This window comes from Rossellomorea sp. ABR4_004, assembly GCF_056159585.1.
Genome location: NZ_JBSWVM010000001.1, coordinates 1,789,751 through 1,808,802, shown reverse-complemented (window position 1 = coordinate 1,808,802; position 19,052 = coordinate 1,789,751). Strand labels below are relative to the sequence as shown.

General features: G+C 42.4%; 19 protein-coding genes and 2 pseudogenes. 20 read left to right on the top strand and 1 reads right to left on the bottom strand.

Annotation, left to right across the window (positions count from 1 at the left end; all coding sequences use genetic code 11):
• The first annotated feature begins 7 nt into the window (after positions 1–7).
• From flgL to ACXAF2_RS09305, 6 genes and pseudogenes are all read left to right on the top strand, one after another.
• Positions 8–913 (top strand): flagellar hook-associated protein FlgL, encoded by a 906-nt coding sequence (gene flgL, locus ACXAF2_RS09330; protein WP_475138297.1) that lies wholly within the window; start codon positions 8–10, stop codon positions 911–913.
• Between the two features lie 75 nt (positions 914–988).
• Positions 989–1,579 (top strand): DUF6470 family protein, encoded by a 591-nt coding sequence (locus tag ACXAF2_RS09325; protein WP_475138296.1) that lies wholly within the window; start codon positions 989–991, stop codon positions 1,577–1,579.
• An 18-nt stretch (positions 1,580–1,597) separates the two neighbouring features.
• Positions 1,598–2,041 (top strand): flagellar assembly protein FliW, encoded by a 444-nt coding sequence (gene fliW, locus ACXAF2_RS09320; RefSeq protein WP_475139167.1) that lies wholly within the window; start codon positions 1,598–1,600, stop codon positions 2,039–2,041.
• 4 nt (positions 2,042–2,045) lie between these two features.
• Positions 2,046–2,267 (top strand): carbon storage regulator CsrA, encoded by a 222-nt coding sequence (csrA, locus tag ACXAF2_RS09315; RefSeq protein ID WP_475138295.1) that lies wholly within the window; start codon positions 2,046–2,048, stop codon positions 2,265–2,267.
• Between the two features lie 156 nt (positions 2,268–2,423).
• Positions 2,424–3,422: a flagellin N-terminal helical domain-containing protein gene (locus tag ACXAF2_RS09310; protein WP_475138294.1), complete on the top strand. Its 999-nt coding sequence runs from the start codon at positions 2,424–2,426 to the stop codon at positions 3,420–3,422.
• A 340-nt stretch (positions 3,423–3,762) separates the two neighbouring features.
• A pseudogene (locus ACXAF2_RS09305) lies at positions 3,763–3,879 on the top strand (flagellin); the annotation flags it as partial.
• 45 nt (positions 3,880–3,924) lie between these two features.
• Here ACXAF2_RS09305 and ACXAF2_RS09300 read toward each other — a convergent pair.
• Positions 3,925–4,833: pseudogene (locus ACXAF2_RS09300) on the bottom strand (endonuclease).
• A gap of 183 nt (positions 4,834–5,016) precedes the next feature.
• Between ACXAF2_RS09300 and flaG the strand changes: the two are divergent.
• The 14 genes from flaG to prfB all read left to right on the top strand — a co-directional run bounded on the left by flaG (position 5,017) and on the right by prfB (position 18,819).
• Positions 5,017–5,376 carry a flagellar protein FlaG gene (gene flaG / locus ACXAF2_RS09295; protein WP_475138293.1) on the top strand — a complete coding sequence of 120 codons (360 nt, stop codon included), beginning with the start codon at positions 5,017–5,019 and terminating at the stop codon, positions 5,374–5,376.
• Between the two features lie 15 nt (positions 5,377–5,391).
• Complete coding sequence (locus ACXAF2_RS09290; RefSeq protein WP_475138292.1) at positions 5,392–6,915, top strand: flagellar hook-associated protein 2; 1,524 nt, start codon at positions 5,392–5,394, stop codon at positions 6,913–6,915.
• A gap of 22 nt (positions 6,916–6,937) precedes the next feature.
• Complete coding sequence (gene fliS / locus ACXAF2_RS09285; RefSeq protein WP_475138291.1) at positions 6,938–7,342, top strand: flagellar export chaperone FliS; 405 nt, start codon at positions 6,938–6,940, stop codon at positions 7,340–7,342.
• Positions 7,342–7,689 carry a flagellar protein FliT gene (gene fliT, locus ACXAF2_RS09280; protein WP_475138290.1) on the top strand — a complete coding sequence of 116 codons (348 nt, stop codon included), beginning with the start codon at positions 7,342–7,344 and terminating at the stop codon, positions 7,687–7,689. Before fliS ends, fliT begins: the two co-directional genes overlap by 1 nt.
• 8 nt (positions 7,690–7,697) lie before the next feature.
• Positions 7,698–8,087, top strand: coding sequence for a DUF8042 domain-containing protein (locus ACXAF2_RS09275; RefSeq protein ID WP_475138289.1), 390 nt, complete (start codon positions 7,698–7,700; stop codon positions 8,085–8,087).
• Between the two features lie 80 nt (positions 8,088–8,167).
• Positions 8,168–8,512, top strand: a complete 345-nt coding sequence (locus ACXAF2_RS09270; RefSeq protein WP_475138288.1) for an MmcQ/YjbR family DNA-binding protein — start codon at positions 8,168–8,170, stop codon at positions 8,510–8,512.
• A 6-nt stretch (positions 8,513–8,518) separates the two neighbouring features.
• Positions 8,519–9,274, top strand: a complete 756-nt coding sequence (locus ACXAF2_RS09265) for an ABC transporter permease (protein WP_475138287.1) — start codon at positions 8,519–8,521, stop codon at positions 9,272–9,274.
• Positions 9,275–9,448: 174 nt separating this feature from the next.
• Positions 9,449–10,012, top strand: coding sequence for an REP-associated tyrosine transposase (locus ACXAF2_RS09260; protein ID WP_475138286.1), 564 nt, complete (start codon positions 9,449–9,451; stop codon positions 10,010–10,012).
• Positions 10,013–10,432: 420 nt separating this feature from the next.
• Positions 10,433–11,011: a ribosome hibernation-promoting factor, HPF/YfiA family gene (hpf, locus tag ACXAF2_RS09255; protein ID WP_113971339.1), complete on the top strand. Its 579-nt coding sequence runs from the start codon at positions 10,433–10,435 to the stop codon at positions 11,009–11,011.
• A 111-nt stretch (positions 11,012–11,122) separates the two neighbouring features.
• Positions 11,123–12,232, top strand: coding sequence for an aminopeptidase (locus tag ACXAF2_RS09250; RefSeq protein WP_475138285.1), 1,110 nt, complete (start codon positions 11,123–11,125; stop codon positions 12,230–12,232).
• Positions 12,233–12,246: 14 nt separating this feature from the next.
• Positions 12,247–13,083 carry a DUF1028 domain-containing protein gene (locus ACXAF2_RS09245; RefSeq protein WP_475138284.1) on the top strand — a complete coding sequence of 279 codons (837 nt, stop codon included), beginning with the start codon at positions 12,247–12,249 and terminating at the stop codon, positions 13,081–13,083.
• Positions 13,084–13,212: 129 nt separating this feature from the next.
• Entirely contained in the window at positions 13,213–14,340 is a 1,128-nt protein-coding gene (locus tag ACXAF2_RS09240) for a YecA family protein (RefSeq protein WP_475138283.1), read from the top strand.
• Positions 14,341–14,838: 498 nt separating this feature from the next.
• Positions 14,839–17,349 carry a preprotein translocase subunit SecA gene (secA, locus tag ACXAF2_RS09235; protein ID WP_475138282.1) on the top strand — a complete coding sequence of 837 codons (2,511 nt, stop codon included), beginning with the start codon at positions 14,839–14,841 and terminating at the stop codon, positions 17,347–17,349.
• 368 nt (positions 17,350–17,717) lie between these two features.
• A protein-coding gene (prfB, locus tag ACXAF2_RS09230) for a peptide chain release factor 2 (RefSeq protein WP_475138281.1) occupies positions 17,718–18,819 on the top strand; the annotation gives its coding sequence in 2 pieces (ribosomal slippage) (positions 17,718–17,789 and positions 17,791–18,819; 1,101 coding nt in all).
• The last annotated feature ends 233 nt before the right edge of the window (positions 18,820–19,052 follow it).

The following is a 19,052-nucleotide window of genomic DNA, read 5'->3' as shown; positions in this document are numbered from 1 at the left end:
AAATGAAATGCGTGTTACTCAAAGTATGCTGACTGCAAACTCGATGAGGAATCTCAGCTCCTCCTATGGACGAATGGGACAGCTGCAGGATCAGTTGGCGACCGGAAAGAAGATTACAAAGCCATCGGATGATCCGGTTGTTGCGATGAAGGGGATGTTTTATCGTTCGAATTTGACCGGGATTGAGCAGTATAAGCGGAATCTATCCGAGCTTTATTTATGGATGGAGAACTCTGAGTCTGGTATTGAACAGGCGAATCAGGGGTTGCAGCGTGTTCGTGAATTGACGCTTCAGGGGAAAAATGGAACGTTAAGTCCGGAAGACCGGAAAGCCGTAGCTGTTGAGATTGAACAGATTAAACAGGATTTGGTTAGTGTCGCTGAAACGAAAGTGGCAGGTAGATATATTTTTCATGGAACCGATGTTGGGAATTCTCCGATCAAGGATGGGAATCCCGCAGACGGAAGTGCTCCACAGGTCGCTGACAATTTAGGCAGCAGTGCGATCGATGCTTATCCTGTAGAGGTTTCACAAGGTGTTTCTTTAAAAGCCAATGTTAATCCTAATAAGGTCTTTAATCAGGAACTGTTCGACACAGTGCACAATATTCAAAAAGCATTGGAGTCGGGAGATGACGCGGCCCTTGATACAGAGCTTGAGAATCTGGATAATGTCATGAACACGTTATCAGCAGAACGTTCCGAACTCGGTGCCCGTTATAATCGTCTCGAAATGGTAGACGACCGACTGGGTCAACAGGAAGTAACAGCAAGCCGAATTCTTTCTGACAACGAAGATGCTGACATTGAACGGGTCATCACGGATTTGAAAACGCAGGAAAGTGTCCATAGAGCGGCCCTCAGCGTTGGAGCTAGAATCATTCAGCCGACACTAATGGATTTTCTACGATAAAAGCAAGGGGACTGACCCTTTAAGGTGTTTTGTCACCTTAGGGTCTAGTCCCCTTTTATATGGAGGTGACTATGTGTGAACGTTCCACAAATAAGATTGCAGTCCACATCAGCTGCCCTGAGCATCCGGACCACTCCAGGCCGTATGGACATTGAGCAGCCACCGGCAGAATTGGATATCCAACAGCCGCAGGCAAAGATGGAAATTGAACGGAAGCCATCCAAACTGACCATCGACCAAACTGAGGCACGAGCTGATATGGACTTGAAATCAGTGCGCCGCAGGATAGAAGAATATTCCCAACAAGGATATGAAGACTGGCTGGCGGGACTTGCCCGTGTCGCCCAGGACGGGGATGAACTGATGATGATCGAGAATGGTGGGGGTGCGATTGCCGCCCAGGCTAAAAGGAATAGTGAGGATCCGATGTATGAATTCAATATCGGATGGATTCCATCTGCAGGGAGCGTCAAAATCAGCTATGACCCTGGAAGTGTGAAGGTGAGCATTGGACCTCAAAAAGTCGTGAATAACTCTCGTCCACAAAAGCCTAATATACAGTATACACCTGCCCAAGTGGATGTCAGTTTGAAGCGGTATGCAGACTTACAAATTGATTTTGCTAATTTGAAGCACGTCGGGATTAACTACGAACAAGAAATATAGGATGAAGGGATGAAGCGGATGAAAATCGATACGAAATATCATGGAAAAATCGAAGTGGAGTCGGAAGATGTTCTGACATTTGAACAAGGGATCCCGGGATTTGCAGAAGAGAAACAGTTTGTACTGTTGCCACTTCCGGAAAATGAGTGGTTTCATATATTGCAATCGGTACAGACTCCTGAGCTTGGGTTTGTCGTGACAGATCCGTTTGTGTTTTTTAAAGAGTATGATATTGAACTGGATAAGGCGAGTGTGGAGTTACTAGATAATCCTTCTGAAAAAGAAGTACAGGTGCTTTCTATTCTTACCGTACGTGAAGTGCTAAATGAATCTACCGCGAATTTGCAGGCACCGATTATTCTTAATCGCGCAAATCGTAAAGGAAAACAAGTTATCTTAAACAACACAGACTATCAAACCAAGCACCTGATCTTTGCTCAGCCTGCAGGAAAGAAGGGATGAGGGGATGTTAGTACTGACAAGGAAGACGGGAGAAAGTATTCAGATTGGGGATGACATTGAGTTAACGGTCATTTCTGTTAAAGGTGATCAAGTGAAACTCGGGATCAACGCACCAAAGAATGTAGATATCCATAGGAAAGAAGTCTACTTCTCTATCCAGGAAGAAAACACCGAAGCTTCGAAAGGAATCGACAATCTGTTTAACCTTTTGCCAAAAAATGATTAATTATTTTTAGGAAACTATTAAACAGCAGTCGAAACGACCGATAATAGTATTGTAAGCAATGAGGAGAAGGGCGGCCGACCTTTGTGACTTGTTGTAAACTAAAAATTAGATAGTTCACATGGATGTGGGCTTACTTTCAAGGAGGAAATTATTGTTATGAGAATTAATCATAATATTGCGGCGCTTAACACATATCGTCAGTTAAATACTGCGTCTACAGCTCAATCAAAATCTATGGAGAAATTATCTTCCGGTATGCGTATCAATCGTGCTGGAGATGATGCGGCAGGTCTAGCTATTTCTGAAAAAATGCGTGGGCAAATCCGAGGGTTAGAGATGGGTGCTAAAAATGCTCAAGATGGAATTTCTTTAATCCAAACTGCTGAAGGTGCTTTAAATGAAACTCATGATATTCTACAAAGAATGAGAGAATTAACTGTTCAGGGCTCAAATGATACAAATGAAGGTGTAGACCGTGAAGCAATTAAAACAGAATTAGACCAACTTAGTGAAGAAATAAAAAGGATTGCTGACACTACACAGTTTAATAAAAAGAACTTATTAGATGGATCATTTGGAGTTAAATTAGATGCTGTCAACACAGATGTTAATACTGTTGGTGGGGTAGCGGGTGTTAATATTCAAGGAATGAAGGCTAATTCCGATATAACGCTTACAGTAACAGGAACTGAAATAACTGCAACTGATGGTAATGGAAATGCACAAGTAATCGATGCTGGAGCTGCTACTTATACAGGTACATTAAACTTTGACAAGATGGGCTTCTCATTAGAAACTAATGGTGCTACTGTAGCTGATTTAGCTAGTGCAACAATTGCTACTGGTGCACAAGCTGATGTAAATCTTCAAATTGGAGCTAATGAAAATCAAAAATTGGGCTTCAATATTTCTGATATGTCGGATGTGGGTTTATCAGTAACAAAAACAGATCTTAAAGTAGATACTTATGATAATGCACAAGCTACTTTAACTAAAATTGAGACAGCAATTAACGATGTATCAGTGCAACGTTCAAATCTTGGAGCCATCCAAAACCGTTTAGATCATACAATCAATAATTTGAACACGTCTTCTGAAAACCTAACTGCTGCGGAATCTCGTGTCCGTGACGTAGATTATGCTTTAGCTGCCTAGGCAGTGACAAGCACAGTCGTCCTGGCTGGTAACGGTTAGAGATAATTATTGGGTGAATTGCTGGAAACCCCTGAGAGCTTTTCTTGCCACAACGTAGTTGGAAACGACAAGCGTGATGGCTATAACAAAAGAAGAGATTGGGCAATCAGCAGCCAAGCTCCTGACTTGAAAGAGTGGAGAAGGTTCAACGACTAGGATAGACCATCTAAGGCGAGAGCTATGATGATGAAATCCGTAGGTGAAGCAATGGTCATCAGCATTGTGAATCCGAAGTGCCCAACCCCTACTATTAATAGAGGGTGAAGATATAGTCTGGTCATTTATGAAAGTAAATGTTCGCACGATGGCGAAAGAAATGATGAACCAAACGAAGAATTCTATTCTTTCTCAAGCTGCTCAAGCTATGCTAGCGCAAGCCAACCAGCAGCCTCAAGGAGTTTTACAACTTCTTCGTTAATATTGACTTCTTTATTAGAGACTCTAGTATCACTAGGGTCTCTTTTTACTTTGAGAATATAGGTTGTACCTCCATAAAGCATATTTGAGCCAAAATACTAGCATTTAATCCGGTCATTTTATTTAATATAGAAAGGTTCTGAAGGTTTTCTTCAGAAACGACAATTTGATAGGGTTTCTTGGTAACAGATGTTTTAGTAGACTTGATAAATGTTAGTAACTCATTAGTATAAAAGTCACTACCTTTAATGGGCGTAAAAATATCTGGAAGCATTGATAGCTTTTCATTAATCTCTCTTGTAGGAGAAATTAAATTTATGTGGTCCGGTAAATAAATGGTAGTTCGCTTCGAATTTGAAATCCGATTATATATTTCACAAGAGGTAATAGACTTTCTGTACATGCATGGGTGGAGGTAAGGACTGATTAAATAGAGAAAGTAATGAATCTGAAACTGATCATAGAGAATGATCCGATTTTGTTTGTCTATTGAAAAGAGTAATGAGTATTTACCTTTCAATAAATGGCATAATTGATTATTCTCAGTAGGTGTAAAACTGTCAGTCGAAAGTATGATTTTTCGAGGAATAGTAGAGTCTTTCTTGAGATGGCCGTCATCTTGATACCATCATGAAAGTGCGAGAGGAGTCAGATGTTTCATTAAGAACTCAAAAGGTATAACTTTCTTTCCATTCTTGTACCAGATTGATCTTAAGGTGGTTATGTGTTCATGAGTGCGCGATTGTACGTAATATGATTCTGTATAACCTTCCTTAACACGGTTATCTTCAATTCTTTTATAATGTGGACCTGTTAAGGGTAGGTAGTCTTTAAGCTTAGAGTAACAGTAAGAACACCATTCTTTGTCTTTGATTGAATGTATGAATTGGAAACGAGGTTTTCTTCCTTCTTGTTTTACAATGCATCCATCACCTAGCAATTTTCCACAAACCATAGATAAGAATTCTGCACACGCCAACATTTACTCCCACCTTTCAGCAGAGAACGCTTGTTCTTTTTAATTATACCCTCTATATAACTGATATAACTCTAAATCCCACTTATTTCTGCTAATCTAACCTAAACTTCCCCAAAAAAACTCCGATATAACCCATATAACCCTCAGGAGGATCAAAAGATGATTGATAAAGTGACAGGCAGAGTTTCAGGAGTACAATCATTTACTAGATTAGAGAACCAAACAAGCGAAGTAGTGAAACAAATTCAAGCGCAGGAACGACACCATGAAGAAACTACAACGAAAGAACCTGTCACTAGAGAGAAGATGGAAGATGTCGTTCATGGGATGAATGAGTTTATGTCCACTTCGAATACACACCTCAAATTTGAATTTCATGATAAATTGAAAGAATACTATGTGACCATTGTTGATGATCGTACGCAAGAGATAGTGAAGGAAATACCAGCAAAGAAAATGCTCGATATGCATGCCGCGATGACAGAATTTGTTGGATTATTGGTCGATAAGAAGGTTTAATGGAAGGAGATACATATGGCTGATATGCGAATTGGTGGCCTTGCCAGTGGTATGGACACGGATCAAATTATAAAGGACTTAATGAAGGCGGAGAGAATCCCTTTAGATAAATTGGAACAGAAGAAACAGTACCTCGAGTGGCAGCGTGATGATTACCGGGATATGAATAAGATGATGTTTGATTTTAGTAATCTTATTTTTGACGGGGTGATGAAGCAGGGGACGTATACGCAGAAGTCAGTTACGGTTTCAAATCCAAATGAAGTTTCGATTAAAAACATCAACTCAACTACCGATTTTACCGGAACATTAAAAGTTGAGAAGCTGGCTACTACTGCTACTATGTACAGTTCAAGCATTACTCAGTCTGATGGTGGAGCATTTGATTCTAAGAAAAAATTGAGTGAATCATTCGGAATGACTGGTGAGCAAAGTATTAAAGTAAAGGCAATCAAAGCAGACGGAACGATGGCTGCTGATTTTACTGAAATTAAATTTAATGCTGAAGATGAAACACTGGACAGTTTAATATCCAAGATCAATGCGCAAACAGGTGTAACGATGTTTTATGACCAGCATACCAAGCAAATGTCAGTGATGAGTAAAAATACAGGAAGTAATGCCGATGGTCCTGAGATTGAGTTGCAGGGTGATCTATTTACCACTCACCTGAAATTGGATGCGGATAATGATGCTGCCATCGCTAATAATCGGGGTTCCATTGGTGAAAATGCCAAATTTACATACAACGGAATGGCAACTGAACGGTCGTCTAACACGTTTACCATCAACGGTTTTGAACTGACCCTGAAGAACGCATCCAATACAAATGTAACTTTTGCTTCACAACCCGACACCGACAAAATACTGGAAAAAATCGTCAAATTCGTCGGTGAATATAACAAACTCATCGAAAAAGTAAACGGTGAAGTAAATGAAAAGAAATACCGTGACTTCCAACCACTGACTGCTGAGCAAAAAGAGTCAATGGAAGAAAAGGAAATAGAACTTTGGGAAGAAAAGTCACGCAGTGGTACACTGCGCAATGATTCTGTCTTAACTTCAGGTTTAAATAAAATGAGGACAGACATGTACACACCAATCTCAGGTGGAACATCAGGCGTTGACCAATTAGCTCAAATCGGAATCAAAACATCAAGTAACTACCTTGATCGTGGAAAGCTGATTATTGATGAAAGCAAGCTGAAAGAAGCGATCTCAAAAGACCCGAATGCAATCTATGAGATTTTTGCTAAAGATGGTGCGACGTCAAATGAACAGGGAATAGCCCGTCGTTTACGTGATACGTTAAAAGATACAATGGACAGCATTGAGCAAAAAGCAGGAAAAGCTTCGAGCACCAATAATACATTTACCCTTGGCCGTTTACTAAATAATATGGACAGCCAAATGGACCGATTCGAGGATCGGCTGATTCAAGTCGAAGACCGCTACTGGCGTCAATTCACCGCCATGGAAAAAGCCATTCAGCGTTCCAACCAACAATCCATGTTCCTCATGAACCAATTCGGCGGCTAATCATAAATAAAGGAGTGTCACTATGGCCATCAACAACCCGTATGCAGCATACCAGAACAACTCTGTCAACACCGCATCACCAGGTGAACTCACCCTTATGCTCTATAACGGAAGCCTGAAATTTATTCATATTGCGAAAAAGGCGATTGAAGAGAAGAATATCGAGCTGAAAAATACCAATATCCAAAAGACCCAAGCCATCGTAAATGAGCTGATGGTGACGTTGAACACGGATCTTGAAGTATCACAAAATCTCATGTCCCTCTACGACTACATCAACCGTCGCTTAACAGAAGCCAATATCAAGAATGATGTGGCAATTTTAGAAGAAGTAGAGGGTCTCATCACTGATTTCCGTGATACATGGAAACAAGTCATTCAACTGAACCGCCAGAAGCAGCATGCCGGACAAGGTGGACAGGCGTAATGAGCTCGGTCCTTTTGTGCTATACGATCACGAAGCAATTGAAAGAAGCATTGGAACAGGTGAATGATGAAAACAGGGAAGCTACGATTGAGGAAGTGGAAGCTCTTTTAGAAAAAAGACAGAGTGTACTTGGGACCGTCAAGCCGCCTTATACTCAGGATGAGCAGGACCTCGGCAAGCAGATGATTACCTGGAACCAGCAGATTGATCGGCAGTTGACGCAACTGCGTTTGGAAATCAAGAGAGATATGAATGGGTTAACGAAGAAAAAAACTTCCGTTCAAAAGTATTCAAATCCATATGAATCCCTGCAATATGATGGAATGTTCTACGATAAAAAGAAATAGGTGATTCTTTGACAACGAAACTAGACGAAAAACAGTACGAATTGGTCAGCCAATACGTCGGGATGGTCGACACAATCGAAGAAGCACTGAACTATGTGGTAGCAAGCTTCACAGATTTTAGCAAAACAGAAGGGGACCGGGTTCTTTCGGATGTCTTCATGGCGATCGGTCAGATTTCAGAAAGCAATCTCTTGTTGAAAGAAATGTTTGATGGGCGGGAAGGCATTCAGAAAGCTCTATCCGGATTTGATACTGTGACAGATCAGGCGTGGAAACTGGACGGACAGTTAGACAATAACGCAGTCAAACAAAGTATCGTGCAGGAAGAAGTGTCACCAGCTTTTTCTATATGGAAAACGTCGATTGAAAAAGAACTAAAACCTTATCTAACACATTAAGTCTCGAATTTTCGAGGCTTTTTTCTTTTTCCAAATACTCTCATGCTATAATAATAGAAAAAATGCTGGAGGAAGACTTGATGAAAAATAGTCTGGTAGAAGAAATCAGAAGTCTTTGCGTCATCTACCCTGAAGTTCATGAACATATAGACGGCTTTGGACACACTTCTTTCCGGGTGAAGGACAAGCCATTTGTGATCATAGGAGAGGAGAACAATCTCTCCCTATCAATTAAAACGCTCCCCACCACTCAAGAAATCTTACTCGAGCAGCCAGGCTACACAAAAGCACCCTACATCGGAAGACATGGATGGGTGTTAGTAGAGACAGAGGAAGTAGGCTGGCAAGCAATTGAAGCCTTGATTCACGAAGGCTATTTGAGAGTGGCTCCCAAGAAACTGGCAAATCAAGTACGAAACGGATGAAGACACATGATCAACTTAGTCACCAATGAACTCTTAAAACAACTATCCCGTCCCAGCATGTGGGTCTCCCTCGGGGTCATCGTATTCATCAATTCCATCGCATCCCTATTCGTCTACATGCTATTCGAAGGAATCCAATTTTCCTTCTGGGAGTATATGCGAATCAGCTCAAACCTTATCATTGTTTTACAAGTCTTCTGCCTCATCATAGCAGGTGACATCGTATCCAATGAGTTTTCGTCAGGTACCATCAAGCTACTGCTCATTCGTCCGGTTAACCGTGTGAAAATACTGCTCTCCAAATACTTAGCCGTTGTCGTCATAGCAACCATTCTTACGTCTGCCCATTTCTTATTTTCTGCCATACTGGGTATTCTTTGGTTCTACGATAGCTTCTTTGAATTCAACGTAAACTTTTTCCTGGTAGCCGGTGCTTATGTCCTGAGATTCCTTGAACTGATTGTCATCTGTTCTGTGGCTTTCACTTTGTCTGTGCTGACGAGAAGCAGTTCCTTTGCCATTGGAACGACTCTCTTTCTGACGTTTTCCGCAGGAACGTTAATGATTGTCATGAATGAGCGGGGAATGGAATGGGGGAGGTATTTATTGTTTGCGAATACCGATTTGCAGCAGTATTTCTTCGGAACTCCGCCGTTTGAAGGGATGACGTTTTTGTTTTCTGTTGGGGTGATTGTGGTGTATTTGATTGGGTTTGGTGGATTGGCCGGGTGGTTTTTTGGGCGGAGGGATGTGGATGTTTAGTGGATCTGTTTTTGTACCAGGTAAAATCGACATCATTTGTACCTGGTACAAAAACGTGCAACTGTACCAGGTGCAAAATAAATTACTCCTTCCAACCACACCCTATTAGGCAGGGGAATTTCGAATTATGTCGAATAGGAATTGTTGTACCTTTATTAGAGAAAGGAAGAGTCTATGACAAGAAACCATAGAGTTTGGTATCCTGGAGCTATTTATCACATAACTGCACGAGGTAACAGAAAGAACAATCTTTTTCGAGATAGAAAAGATTTTAATCATTATTTAGGATTAGTGCAAAGAGCAAAAGAAAAAAACCCGTTCATTCTCCACTCCTATTGCCTCATGCCCAATCATGTTCATCTTATTATTGGGACACTCGATAACTCTCCTTCCGACATTATTCATTACATCCATTCGATCTATGCAAGGTATTTTAACCGGAAATACAATTATGTTGGTCATGTGTTTCAGGACCGGTATTATGCCAAGTTAATTAATAACTCTAAGCAGCTTATTGATACAAGTAGTTACATTCATTTGAACCCGGTGAAATCCAAGTACTCTAAACAACCTGAAGACTATCATTGGAGCAGCTATAAGAGTTTTATTACTGCAGGTGATAAATCCATTGTTGATACACAAAAGATTCTTTCAAATCTTGGTGATCATCCATATGAGAAATATAAATTTTATGTAGAAACAAAATATAATATAAAGGATTGGAGCCAACTGATATAACGGTTGATTTCATTTTGTACCAGGTACATTAGGAAGTATATGTACCTGGTACAACGAACCTTGATTGTACCTGGTACAATCTGCAGCATTTGTACCAGGTACAAAAAAATCAAACACACCAAAGTGTCAACTCACACCTTCACAAAACCGCCCCAAACCATTCACAAAACCTCCAAACTCCCACCGTTTAAACCCCTCAAAAAATGAGAAAATAATAATATAAAGAGTCAAAGGTGAATCTAGAAACTCGCATCCATCACCTCACTCTTTCATTCTCCAATCCCACACCCATCAACACTCTCGACACCATATAACAAACTTTACGAAAAGTTGACAAAAAATTTAGAAAGTTTAAGGAGGATTCATAAAGGGAATGGAGAATATATAAACATAGCTTTATTTTTAAAAGGAGGAGTTTACATGTTGAACTACAACATTCGAGGCGAGAACATTGAGGTAACTCCAGCGATTCGCGAACACGTGGAGAAGAAGATTGGCAAGTTAGACCGTTACTTTAATGAAACTCCTGATGCAAATGTACATGTTAATTTAAAAGTGTATCCTGATAAAAATACGAAAACTGAAGTGACTATTCCAATGCCGCAATTAGTGTTACGTGCAGAGGAACGCAACACGGATATGTATGCGGCCATTGATCTGATTGTAGATAAATTGGAGCGTCAAATTCGCAAACATAAAACAAGAGTGAACCGTAAGATGCGTGAGAAGGGCAGCCCGAAGGAGTTTTTCGCGGCTCAGGAAGATCTGAATCACGTTTCTCCAAATGGTGCAGCTGCGGTTGAACTGGAGGAAGAGGACGATACGGAAGTAGTAAGAACGAAGCAGTTCAATCTTAAACCGATGGACAGCGAAGAAGCGATCCTTCAAATGAACATGCTGGGTCATACATTCTTCATATTCACGGACGCAGAGACTAACGCAACGAATATTGTGTACAAGCGTCGTGACGGAAAGTATGGCTTGATCGAAACAAACTAATACCCTTACATCCTGCGGTCACTGCGACCGCAGGATTTTTCATTTCTAAAGGAGGTTTTTTCCATTATTTTGTCGAAGTTTGAAGGTAGACAAAATTTAGGGGGATTCCAAGTGAGAGATCCGAGATTAGAGAGGTTGGCAGAGGTACTACTTACCCATTCCTTGAAATTAGTAGAAGGGGAGAAGCTTTTTATTATGGGAGAGTATTCGACAAAACCGCTTGTAAAGGAGGTTCTTCAGAAAGCGTATGAGATGGGAGTGATTCCTTATTATGAGCTCGGCGATCAGGAGTTAGTGCGTATCATGGCCACTCATGCGAAACAGGAACAGATGATACTGCAAAATAAATGGAATATGGAAAAGTATCAGGATATCGACGCGTTTCTCAATATTTCAAGCGAAGCAAATGATGCAGAGATGAGTGAAGTACCGGCTGAACAGTGGCAGCTCCTCATGCCTCATATGAAAGAATCCAATGATTACCTTATTCAAAATAAGAAATGGGCTCTATTAAACTATCCCAACCCGTCACTCGCCCAGAAAGCGAAGATGAGTTATGACACGTTCTTCGATTATCTTCTGGAAGTCTGTACGGTGGACTACAAGCAGATGGAAGAAGCCCAGAAGCCTCTTAAAGAGCTGATGGATAAAACCGATAAAGTCCGGATTACCGGCGAAGGGACGGACCTTACGTTTTCCATCAAGGATATTCCGTCTGTGATGTGCTTTGGAGAGCGGAATATTCCGGACGGGGAAGTGTATACAGCCCCCGTGAAGGATAGTGTAAATGGGACGATTACATATAATACGCCGACACTGTACCGCGGATTTTCTTTTGACAATGTTTCTTTGACGTTTGAAAACGGTAAGATCGTGAACGCAACGGCAGATAAAACGAAGGAACTGAACGATATTCTGGATACAGATGAAGGTGCCCGTTTCATTGGGGAGTTTGCCCTTGGTGTGAATCCGAAGATCAATGAGCCGATGCTCGACATCTTATTTGACGAAAAAATAAACGGAAGCTTCCATTTTACACCGGGACAGGCTTATGAAGGGGCGGATAATGGAAACCGTTCGAATGTACATTGGGATATGGTCTGTATTCAGCGTCCGGAATATGGCGGAGGAGAAATTTACTTCAATGATGTTTTAATTCGAAAAGATGGGTTATTTGTAGTAGAAGAGCTAAAAGGATTAAATCCTGACGCTTTAATTTAAAGGAGGGCTTCATCATGACGTATTCCATTGTAGGCTATGACCCGGAAGAGAAAGAGTGGGGGATTGCGGTACAATCCAAGTTCCTATGTGTTGGTTCTGTCGTACCTTTTGCGAAAGCGGGAGTGGGAGCCGTGGCGACTCAGTCTTACGCTAATACTTCCTACGGGCCCCATGCACTTCAATTAATGGAAGAAGGGAAGACGGCAGAGGAAGCGCTGGATATCATAACAAAGGATGATCCCGAGCGTCCATTACGACAGGTGGGATTGATTGATGCTGGTGGAAATGCTGCCACTTTTACAGGGGAAGGATGCTATGACTGGGCTGGTGGACAAACTGGAAAGCACTTCACAGTTCAAGGGAATATTTTAGTAGATGGGAATACCGTAAAGGCGATGGCAGATACATTCGAGTCGACAACCGGATCTCTTGCTGAACGATTACTCCATGCACTCGATGCCGGGCAGGACGCTGGTGGCGATTCACGGGGCATGCAGTCTGCTGCGCTTTTAGTAGTGAAAGAAAGCGGCGGATATGGTGGCTTCAATGATCGGTACATCGATCTCAGGGTGGATGATCACGCGTCTCCCATTAAGGAATTGAAACGAATCTATTTGATGCATCAGCTCTATTTTAAAGAGTCAGAGCCAGGTAGAGTCGTATTGCTGGAAGGTGAAATCCATGATGATGTGGAGCGGGAACTTACACGTCTTGGTTATGCAAAAGAAAGACAGTCCCTTTATCAGAGCTTGAAAGACTATCTCCATACAGAAAACTTTGAAATGCGGGAGCAGGATGAGAACTATATTGATCTGGACGTGCTGGATTATATGAAAAAACAAGGACGATAGATCCCGAGAGAACCAATCCCAAAGCGATTGGTTCTTTTTTCTTGTTCTAAAACAGTTTAAGGAACGCCAGAAATGTTATATAATGAACATTTGTGTACGGGACTCAAGAAGTTGGAGGTAAATACAAACATGAGTACAGTCGGAAGAAACGAACCATGCCCATGCGGCAGTGGGAAAAAATATAAGAAATGCTGTGAAAAAGAAAATGTTGTGAATATAGATACATTGGTGAGTCAGGAGCTTGATGTGCTTCAGGCGCAGCTCTATGACTTCATCGCTACGGCGCAGTCTGCCGAGATGGAGGAATCCTATCATCACTACTTAGCGAAAATGGATCTGATGCAAGCGGATCCGGATATTTATGAAATGGCATTTGTCAGCTGGTACGGAGCGACTCAAAAGGATGCTGACGGTGTTCGTTTGATCGAACGTTTTGTTGATAAGCAGTTGAGCACGGTGACTCGTCCTCAGACTGCTGAAGTACTGGAGTCGTGGAAGAACGTGCGTGTGACGGCCGGTACCGTAGAGAAGCTGGATGACAATACGTTACGTGTGGAAGAAGCCATCACCGGTGATGTGCTGGTTGTAACGGAAAAGTTCGGTAAGCTAGAGGAGAATAGTTTCTTCTTGGGGCTATTGTTGCCGAATGGGGAGAAGTATCTTCCATTCGCCCAGTACTTCATTTATCCTGCGATAGAGAAAGCAGCGATGGAACTGGTGAAGATCCGATTTGAACAAGGTGAGTTTGGAAATCTTCATGACTACTTATCAGGGCAGTACTTGGAAATAGCCGATGTCGGATTCGTCCTTTATAGTGCTGAAAAGAAAAAGGCCGGAAAAGCAGCAGCCACTATAGCCACGGATGAAACAGATACTTCAAAGGATTCGGATGAGAATTCCGAAGAAGCAATCGAAGGAGTAGAAATCTGGAAAACGCCGGAATACGTTGAAGCGATCACATCCCTTCAAAGCTTCCTGACTGAAAAAGGGGAAGACAAAAAAGAAAGTGAGCTGCTGGTAGCCGTATTGGAAAAATACTTCTACACAGAGCGCCCAACAATCCGCAATCCGAAAATCTACTCGGGAGCACTGGTGGACATGGCGAAAAACATCGACGAAATCAGTATCCGCCACGTCCAAAAAGAACTGGCTGAATACTTCGATGTCTCCGCCAATAGCATCTCAAGACGAAGCAAACAAATCTGGGAAAGCTACCAGGACACCGTCAACGAACTACTGAAAGCAACTAAAGCCTGACCATTCACATACACAACATCTAAAAGTCGTCTGCATAGGCGGCTTTTTTGTATTTGAGGGACGGACCTCGGATTTCAGCAAATATATGGGGGATTGCTGTAAAGTCGCCATTACTAGACTAATTAATGTAGCAGGTGAGGTCCGTCCCTCAACCTGAATCGACGTTATTTCAAGCAGAACGGACCTCGCATTTTAAGAGCAATCCAGGAATACCGCGTGATAGTAAAGCACCCAACCATTAAAAGCACTGTGAATAAGAGGTCCGTCCCTCCTTGAGTTGTAACCCATATAGGATAGTGGTAAGATTGGTAGGGAATATATCGTGTTTTTGTGGGAGGATATTTGGATTTTGTAGCGAATTTTAAGTAGAGTGATTGGAAACGGATATAGGTGACTTTTTACATGGATTTTTCATGATTCTCATCTGAATTTCATTTTCTTTCGTTATTCTAGTGACGTTCGGCTCTCATTTAAACACAGATAAAGGAGCGTTTATACATGCTTGGTCTATTAAACAAAGTGTTCGATGCGAATAAAAGAGAATTAAAGAGGCTTGAAAAACTGGCTGATCAAATAGAAGAATTAGGCCCCGATATGGAGCGATTGACGGATGATGAAATCCGTGAAAGAACAGAACGATTCAAGGAGCGCTATCAAAAAGGTGAAGACCTTGAAGATATGATGATTGAGGCTTTTGCTGTCGTGCGGGAAGCGGCTCGCCGCGTACTCGGATTATATCCGTACCGCGTTCAGCTTATGGGTGGTGCCTCCCTTCATGGCGGTAATATCTCCGAGATGAAAACCGGTGAAGGTAAAACGCTGACAGCGACTATGCCTGTGTACTTGAATGCCATAACTGGAAAAGGCGTTCACGTTATCACAGTCAACGAATACCTGGCAAGCCGTGATGCTGAGGAAATGGGCAAGCTATACAATTTCCTGGGACTCACTGTAGGCCTGAACTTAAACTCGATGTCCAAAGACGAAAAACGTGAAGCGTACAAAGCGGATATAACGTATGGTACGAATAACGAATTCGGATTCGACTACCTTCGTGACAATATGGTCCTGTACAAAGATCAAATGGTGCAGCGCCCTCTTCATTTTGCCGTAATCGATGAGGTTGACTCAATTTTGATCGATGAAGCGCGTACACCTCTGATCATTTCCGGTAACGCTCAGCGTACGCCTCAGCTTTACATTCAGGCAAACGCTGTTGTTCGTACCCTGAAAAAAGATGAAGATTACACCTATGATGAAAAAACAAAAGGTGTTCAATTAACGGAAGACGGTATCAGCAAAGTGGAAAGAGCTTTCCACATTGATAACCTGTTCGATATTTCACACGTAACCCTTAACCACCATATCAATCAAGCGTTAAAGGCTCACGTCAGTATGCACCGTGATGTGGATTATGTGGTTCAGGAAGGCGAAATCGTCATCGTTGACTCTTTCACAGGACGTCTGATGAAAGGTCGTCGTTACAGTGACGGACTTCACCAATCAATCGAGGCAAAAGAAGGTCTTGAAATCCAGAACGAAAGCATGACGATGGCAACGATTACGTTCCAGAACTACTTCCGTATGTATGAAAAGCTTTCCGGTATGACCGGTACGGCGAAAACGGAAGAAGAAGAGTTCCGTAATATCTACAATATGAATGTCATCGTGATCCCAACGAACAAGCCAATCGTTCGTGATGACCGTGCAGATCTGATCTATGCTTCTATAGAAGGAAAATTCCTTGCTGTAGTCGAGGATATCAAAGAGCGCCATGAAAAAGGACAGCCTGTGCTGGTTGGTACGGTTGCCGTTGAAACGTCAGAGCTTATCTCTAAACTATTGACGAAAAAAGGCGTACGCCACAATGTATTGAATGCGAAAAACCATGGCCGTGAAGCGGAAATCATTTTAGAAGCCGGGCAGCCTGGTGCCGTAACCATCGCGACAAATATGGCCGGCCGTGGTACGGATATCAAGCTTGGTGAAGGCGTCATCGAAAGTGGCGGGCTTGCCGTTATTGGTACCGAGCGCCACGAATCACGCCGTATCGATAATCAGCTTCGTGGACGTTCCGGACGTCAGGGAGATCCTGGTGTGACTCAGTTCTATCTTTCAATGGAAGATGAATTGATGCGCCGATTCGGATCTGACAATATGAAGAGCATGATGGAGCGCCTTGGGATGGATGACACTCAGCCAATCCAAAGTAAAATGGTCAGCCGTGCTGTAGAATCTGCTCAGAAACGAGTGGAGGGTAACAACTTCGATGCTCGTAAGCAGCTTCTGCAATACGATGATGTTTTACGTCAACAGCGTGAAATCATCTATAAACAGCGTTATGAAGTAATCGACTCAGAAAACCTTCGTGAAATTGTTGAGGGAATGATCAAATCAGCGATCGAACGTCAGGTAGCAGCACATACAGCAGAAGAAGACATGGAAAACTGGAACCTTCAAGGCATCGTTGATTATGTGAACGCGAATCTTCTTCCTGAAAACGACGTAACAGTTGATGATCTTCGTGGAAAAGAGCCGGAAGAAATGATGGATCTGATCTATGAAGATGTGAAACACCGTTACGATGAAAAAGAAGAAGAGCTAACTCCGGAGCAAATGCGCGAGTTTGAAAAAGTCATCCTGCTTCGCGCTGTTGATACAAAATGGATCGACCATATCGATGCCATGGATCAATTGCGTCAAGGAATCCACCTTCGTGCCTACGGTCAAACCGACCCACTGCGCGAATACCAGCATGAAGGATTTGCCATGTTCGAAAGCATGGTACTCGCCATCGAAGAAGACGTGGCAAAATACGTCATGAAAGCTGAAATCCGCAACAATCTTGAACGTCAGGAAGTAGCCAAAGGCCAAGCGGTGAACCCGAAAGAAGAAGGCGGTAAGGCTAAGAAACAACCTGTCCGCAAGCAAGAAGACGTAGGGCGCAACGAACCATGCCCATGCGGAAGCGGCAAAAAATACAAACACTGCCACGGCATAACTGGATAAATTAAGAGATGCTACCTGGTGCTTATTTTGATAAAATAAGTGCCAGGTACTTTTCCGTTTTTTATGGGTGCCTGGATAGAGTTTACTAATAATTGGATTTTTCTTGTAATAGTGTTTTTATGTAGGTTAGGTAATAGCATAACTTTTAAGTTGATTGGAGCGGAAGGTGCTCGACTCCTGCGGGAATAGCGGGGAAGTTGAGACCCCACAGGGCAAAGCCCGAGGAGGCTCAACTCACGCCCCGCGGAAAGCGAGCACCTGGAGCGGAAATCAACCATTACAGTCTAATAATACAGGGCCACACTATTCCAGCTATCATCAATACAAAATACATTCAACAACCCAAATAATTATAGAGGTGACCACACATGGAACTATCAGAAATCAGAGCAGAGTTAGAAAAATCAGCTAAAACATTAGCGGACTTCAGGGGGTCTCTTTGACTTAGAAAACAAAGAGGCGAGAATTCAAGAGCTTGACGAAATCATGGTTCAACCCGACTTCTGGGATGACCAACAGAAAGCTCAAGGATTAATCAATGAAGGAAACGGTTTGAAGGATCTTGTAAATGAGTACAAATCATTGCTTGAATCCCATGAAAACCTTGAGCTTACCCTTGAACTTATCAAAGAAGAGCCCGATGAAGAACTTCAAAATGATCTTGAAGAAGAGCTGGGTGATTTGGTCAAACGATTAAATGACTACGAACTACAGCTTCTTCTAAGTGAAGAACATGATAAAAACAATGCGATACTTGAACTGCATCCCGGGGCTGGTGGAACGGAGTCACAGGATTGGGGTTCCATGCTGCTTCGCATGTACACGCGTTGGGGTGAGAAACGAGGTTTCAAAGTAGAAACCCTTGATTATCTTCCTGGCGATGAAGCGGGAATCAAGAGTGTGACCCTTGCCATTAAAGGGCACAATGCGTACGGTTACTTAAAAGCTGAAAAAGGCGTACACCGTCTTGTTCGTATTTCACCATTCGATTCTTCAGGACGTCGTCACACTTCCTTCGTGTCTTGTGAAGTCATGCCTGAGTTTAATGAGGAAATCGAAATTGAGATCCGTACGGAAGACCTGAAAATTGATACGTACCGTGCAAGTGGAGCCGGTGGACAGCATATCAATACGACGGACTCGGCTGTCCGTATCACTCACTTACCGACGAATGTCGTGGTAACGTGCCAATCTGAACGTTCTCAGATTAAAAACCGAGAGTCAGCCATGAAGATGCTGAAAGCGAAGCTCTACCAAAAGCGAATCGAAGAGCAGGAACAGGAACTTGCCGAGATTCGTGGAGAGCAAAAGGAAATCGGATGGGGAAGCCAGATCCGTTCCTATGTCTTCCATCCTTACTCCATGGTCAAAGACCACAGAACCAACACAGAATCAGGAAACGTACAAGGCGTCATGGACGGAGACATCGACCCATTCATCAACGCTTACCTTCGTTCCAAAATTCAATAGTCATACTCAAGCTGGATCCTCCATTCAATTGGAGGGTCCAGCTTTTTTGAGGGACGGACCTCAAAAAGTGATTTGTTTCTTCCATTATATGTATACCTGTGTAAGTGCAATATACTTTATCACCACACGCCGACTACTGGTATGATCACTTTTTACAGAAAGCGGAATCTAATAATACTGTTGCAGAAATCCCAAATTGAAATCTAAAGCCTTTCATTAATCAAGGTCCGTCC

Bases quoted from the DNA above. Each gene is read 5' to 3' on its own strand.
- fliS (WP_475138291.1), top strand. From the start codon at position 6,938: ATGGCCATCAACAACCCGTATGCAGCATACCAGAACAACTCTGTCAAC.
- secA (WP_475138282.1), top strand. From the start codon at position 14,839: ATGCTTGGTCTATTAAACAAAGTGTTCGATGCGAATAAAAGAGAATTA.
- csrA (WP_475138295.1), top strand. From the start codon at position 2,046: ATGTTAGTACTGACAAGGAAGACGGGAGAAAGTATTCAGATTGGGGAT.
- ACXAF2_RS09245 (WP_475138284.1), top strand. From the start codon at position 12,247: ATGACGTATTCCATTGTAGGCTATGACCCGGAAGAGAAAGAGTGGGGG.
- fliW (WP_475139167.1), top strand. From the start codon at position 1,598: ATGAAAATCGATACGAAATATCATGGAAAAATCGAAGTGGAGTCGGAA.
- ACXAF2_RS09260 (WP_475138286.1), top strand. From the start codon at position 9,449: ATGACAAGAAACCATAGAGTTTGGTATCCTGGAGCTATTTATCACATA.
- ACXAF2_RS09310 (WP_475138294.1), top strand. From the start codon at position 2,424: ATGAGAATTAATCATAATATTGCGGCGCTTAACACATATCGTCAGTTA.
- ACXAF2_RS09290 (WP_475138292.1), top strand. From the start codon at position 5,392: ATGGCTGATATGCGAATTGGTGGCCTTGCCAGTGGTATGGACACGGAT.
- fliT (WP_475138290.1), top strand. From the start codon at position 7,342: ATGAGCTCGGTCCTTTTGTGCTATACGATCACGAAGCAATTGAAAGAA.
- ACXAF2_RS09265 (WP_475138287.1), top strand. From the start codon at position 8,519: ATGATCAACTTAGTCACCAATGAACTCTTAAAACAACTATCCCGTCCC.
- ACXAF2_RS09270 (WP_475138288.1), top strand. From the start codon at position 8,168: ATGAAAAATAGTCTGGTAGAAGAAATCAGAAGTCTTTGCGTCATCTAC.
- hpf (WP_113971339.1), top strand. From the start codon at position 10,433: ATGTTGAACTACAACATTCGAGGCGAGAACATTGAGGTAACTCCAGCG.
- flgL (WP_475138297.1), top strand. From the start codon at position 8: ATGCGTGTTACTCAAAGTATGCTGACTGCAAACTCGATGAGGAATCTC.
- flaG (WP_475138293.1), top strand. From the start codon at position 5,017: ATGATTGATAAAGTGACAGGCAGAGTTTCAGGAGTACAATCATTTACT.
- ACXAF2_RS09240 (WP_475138283.1), top strand. From the start codon at position 13,213: ATGAGTACAGTCGGAAGAAACGAACCATGCCCATGCGGCAGTGGGAAA.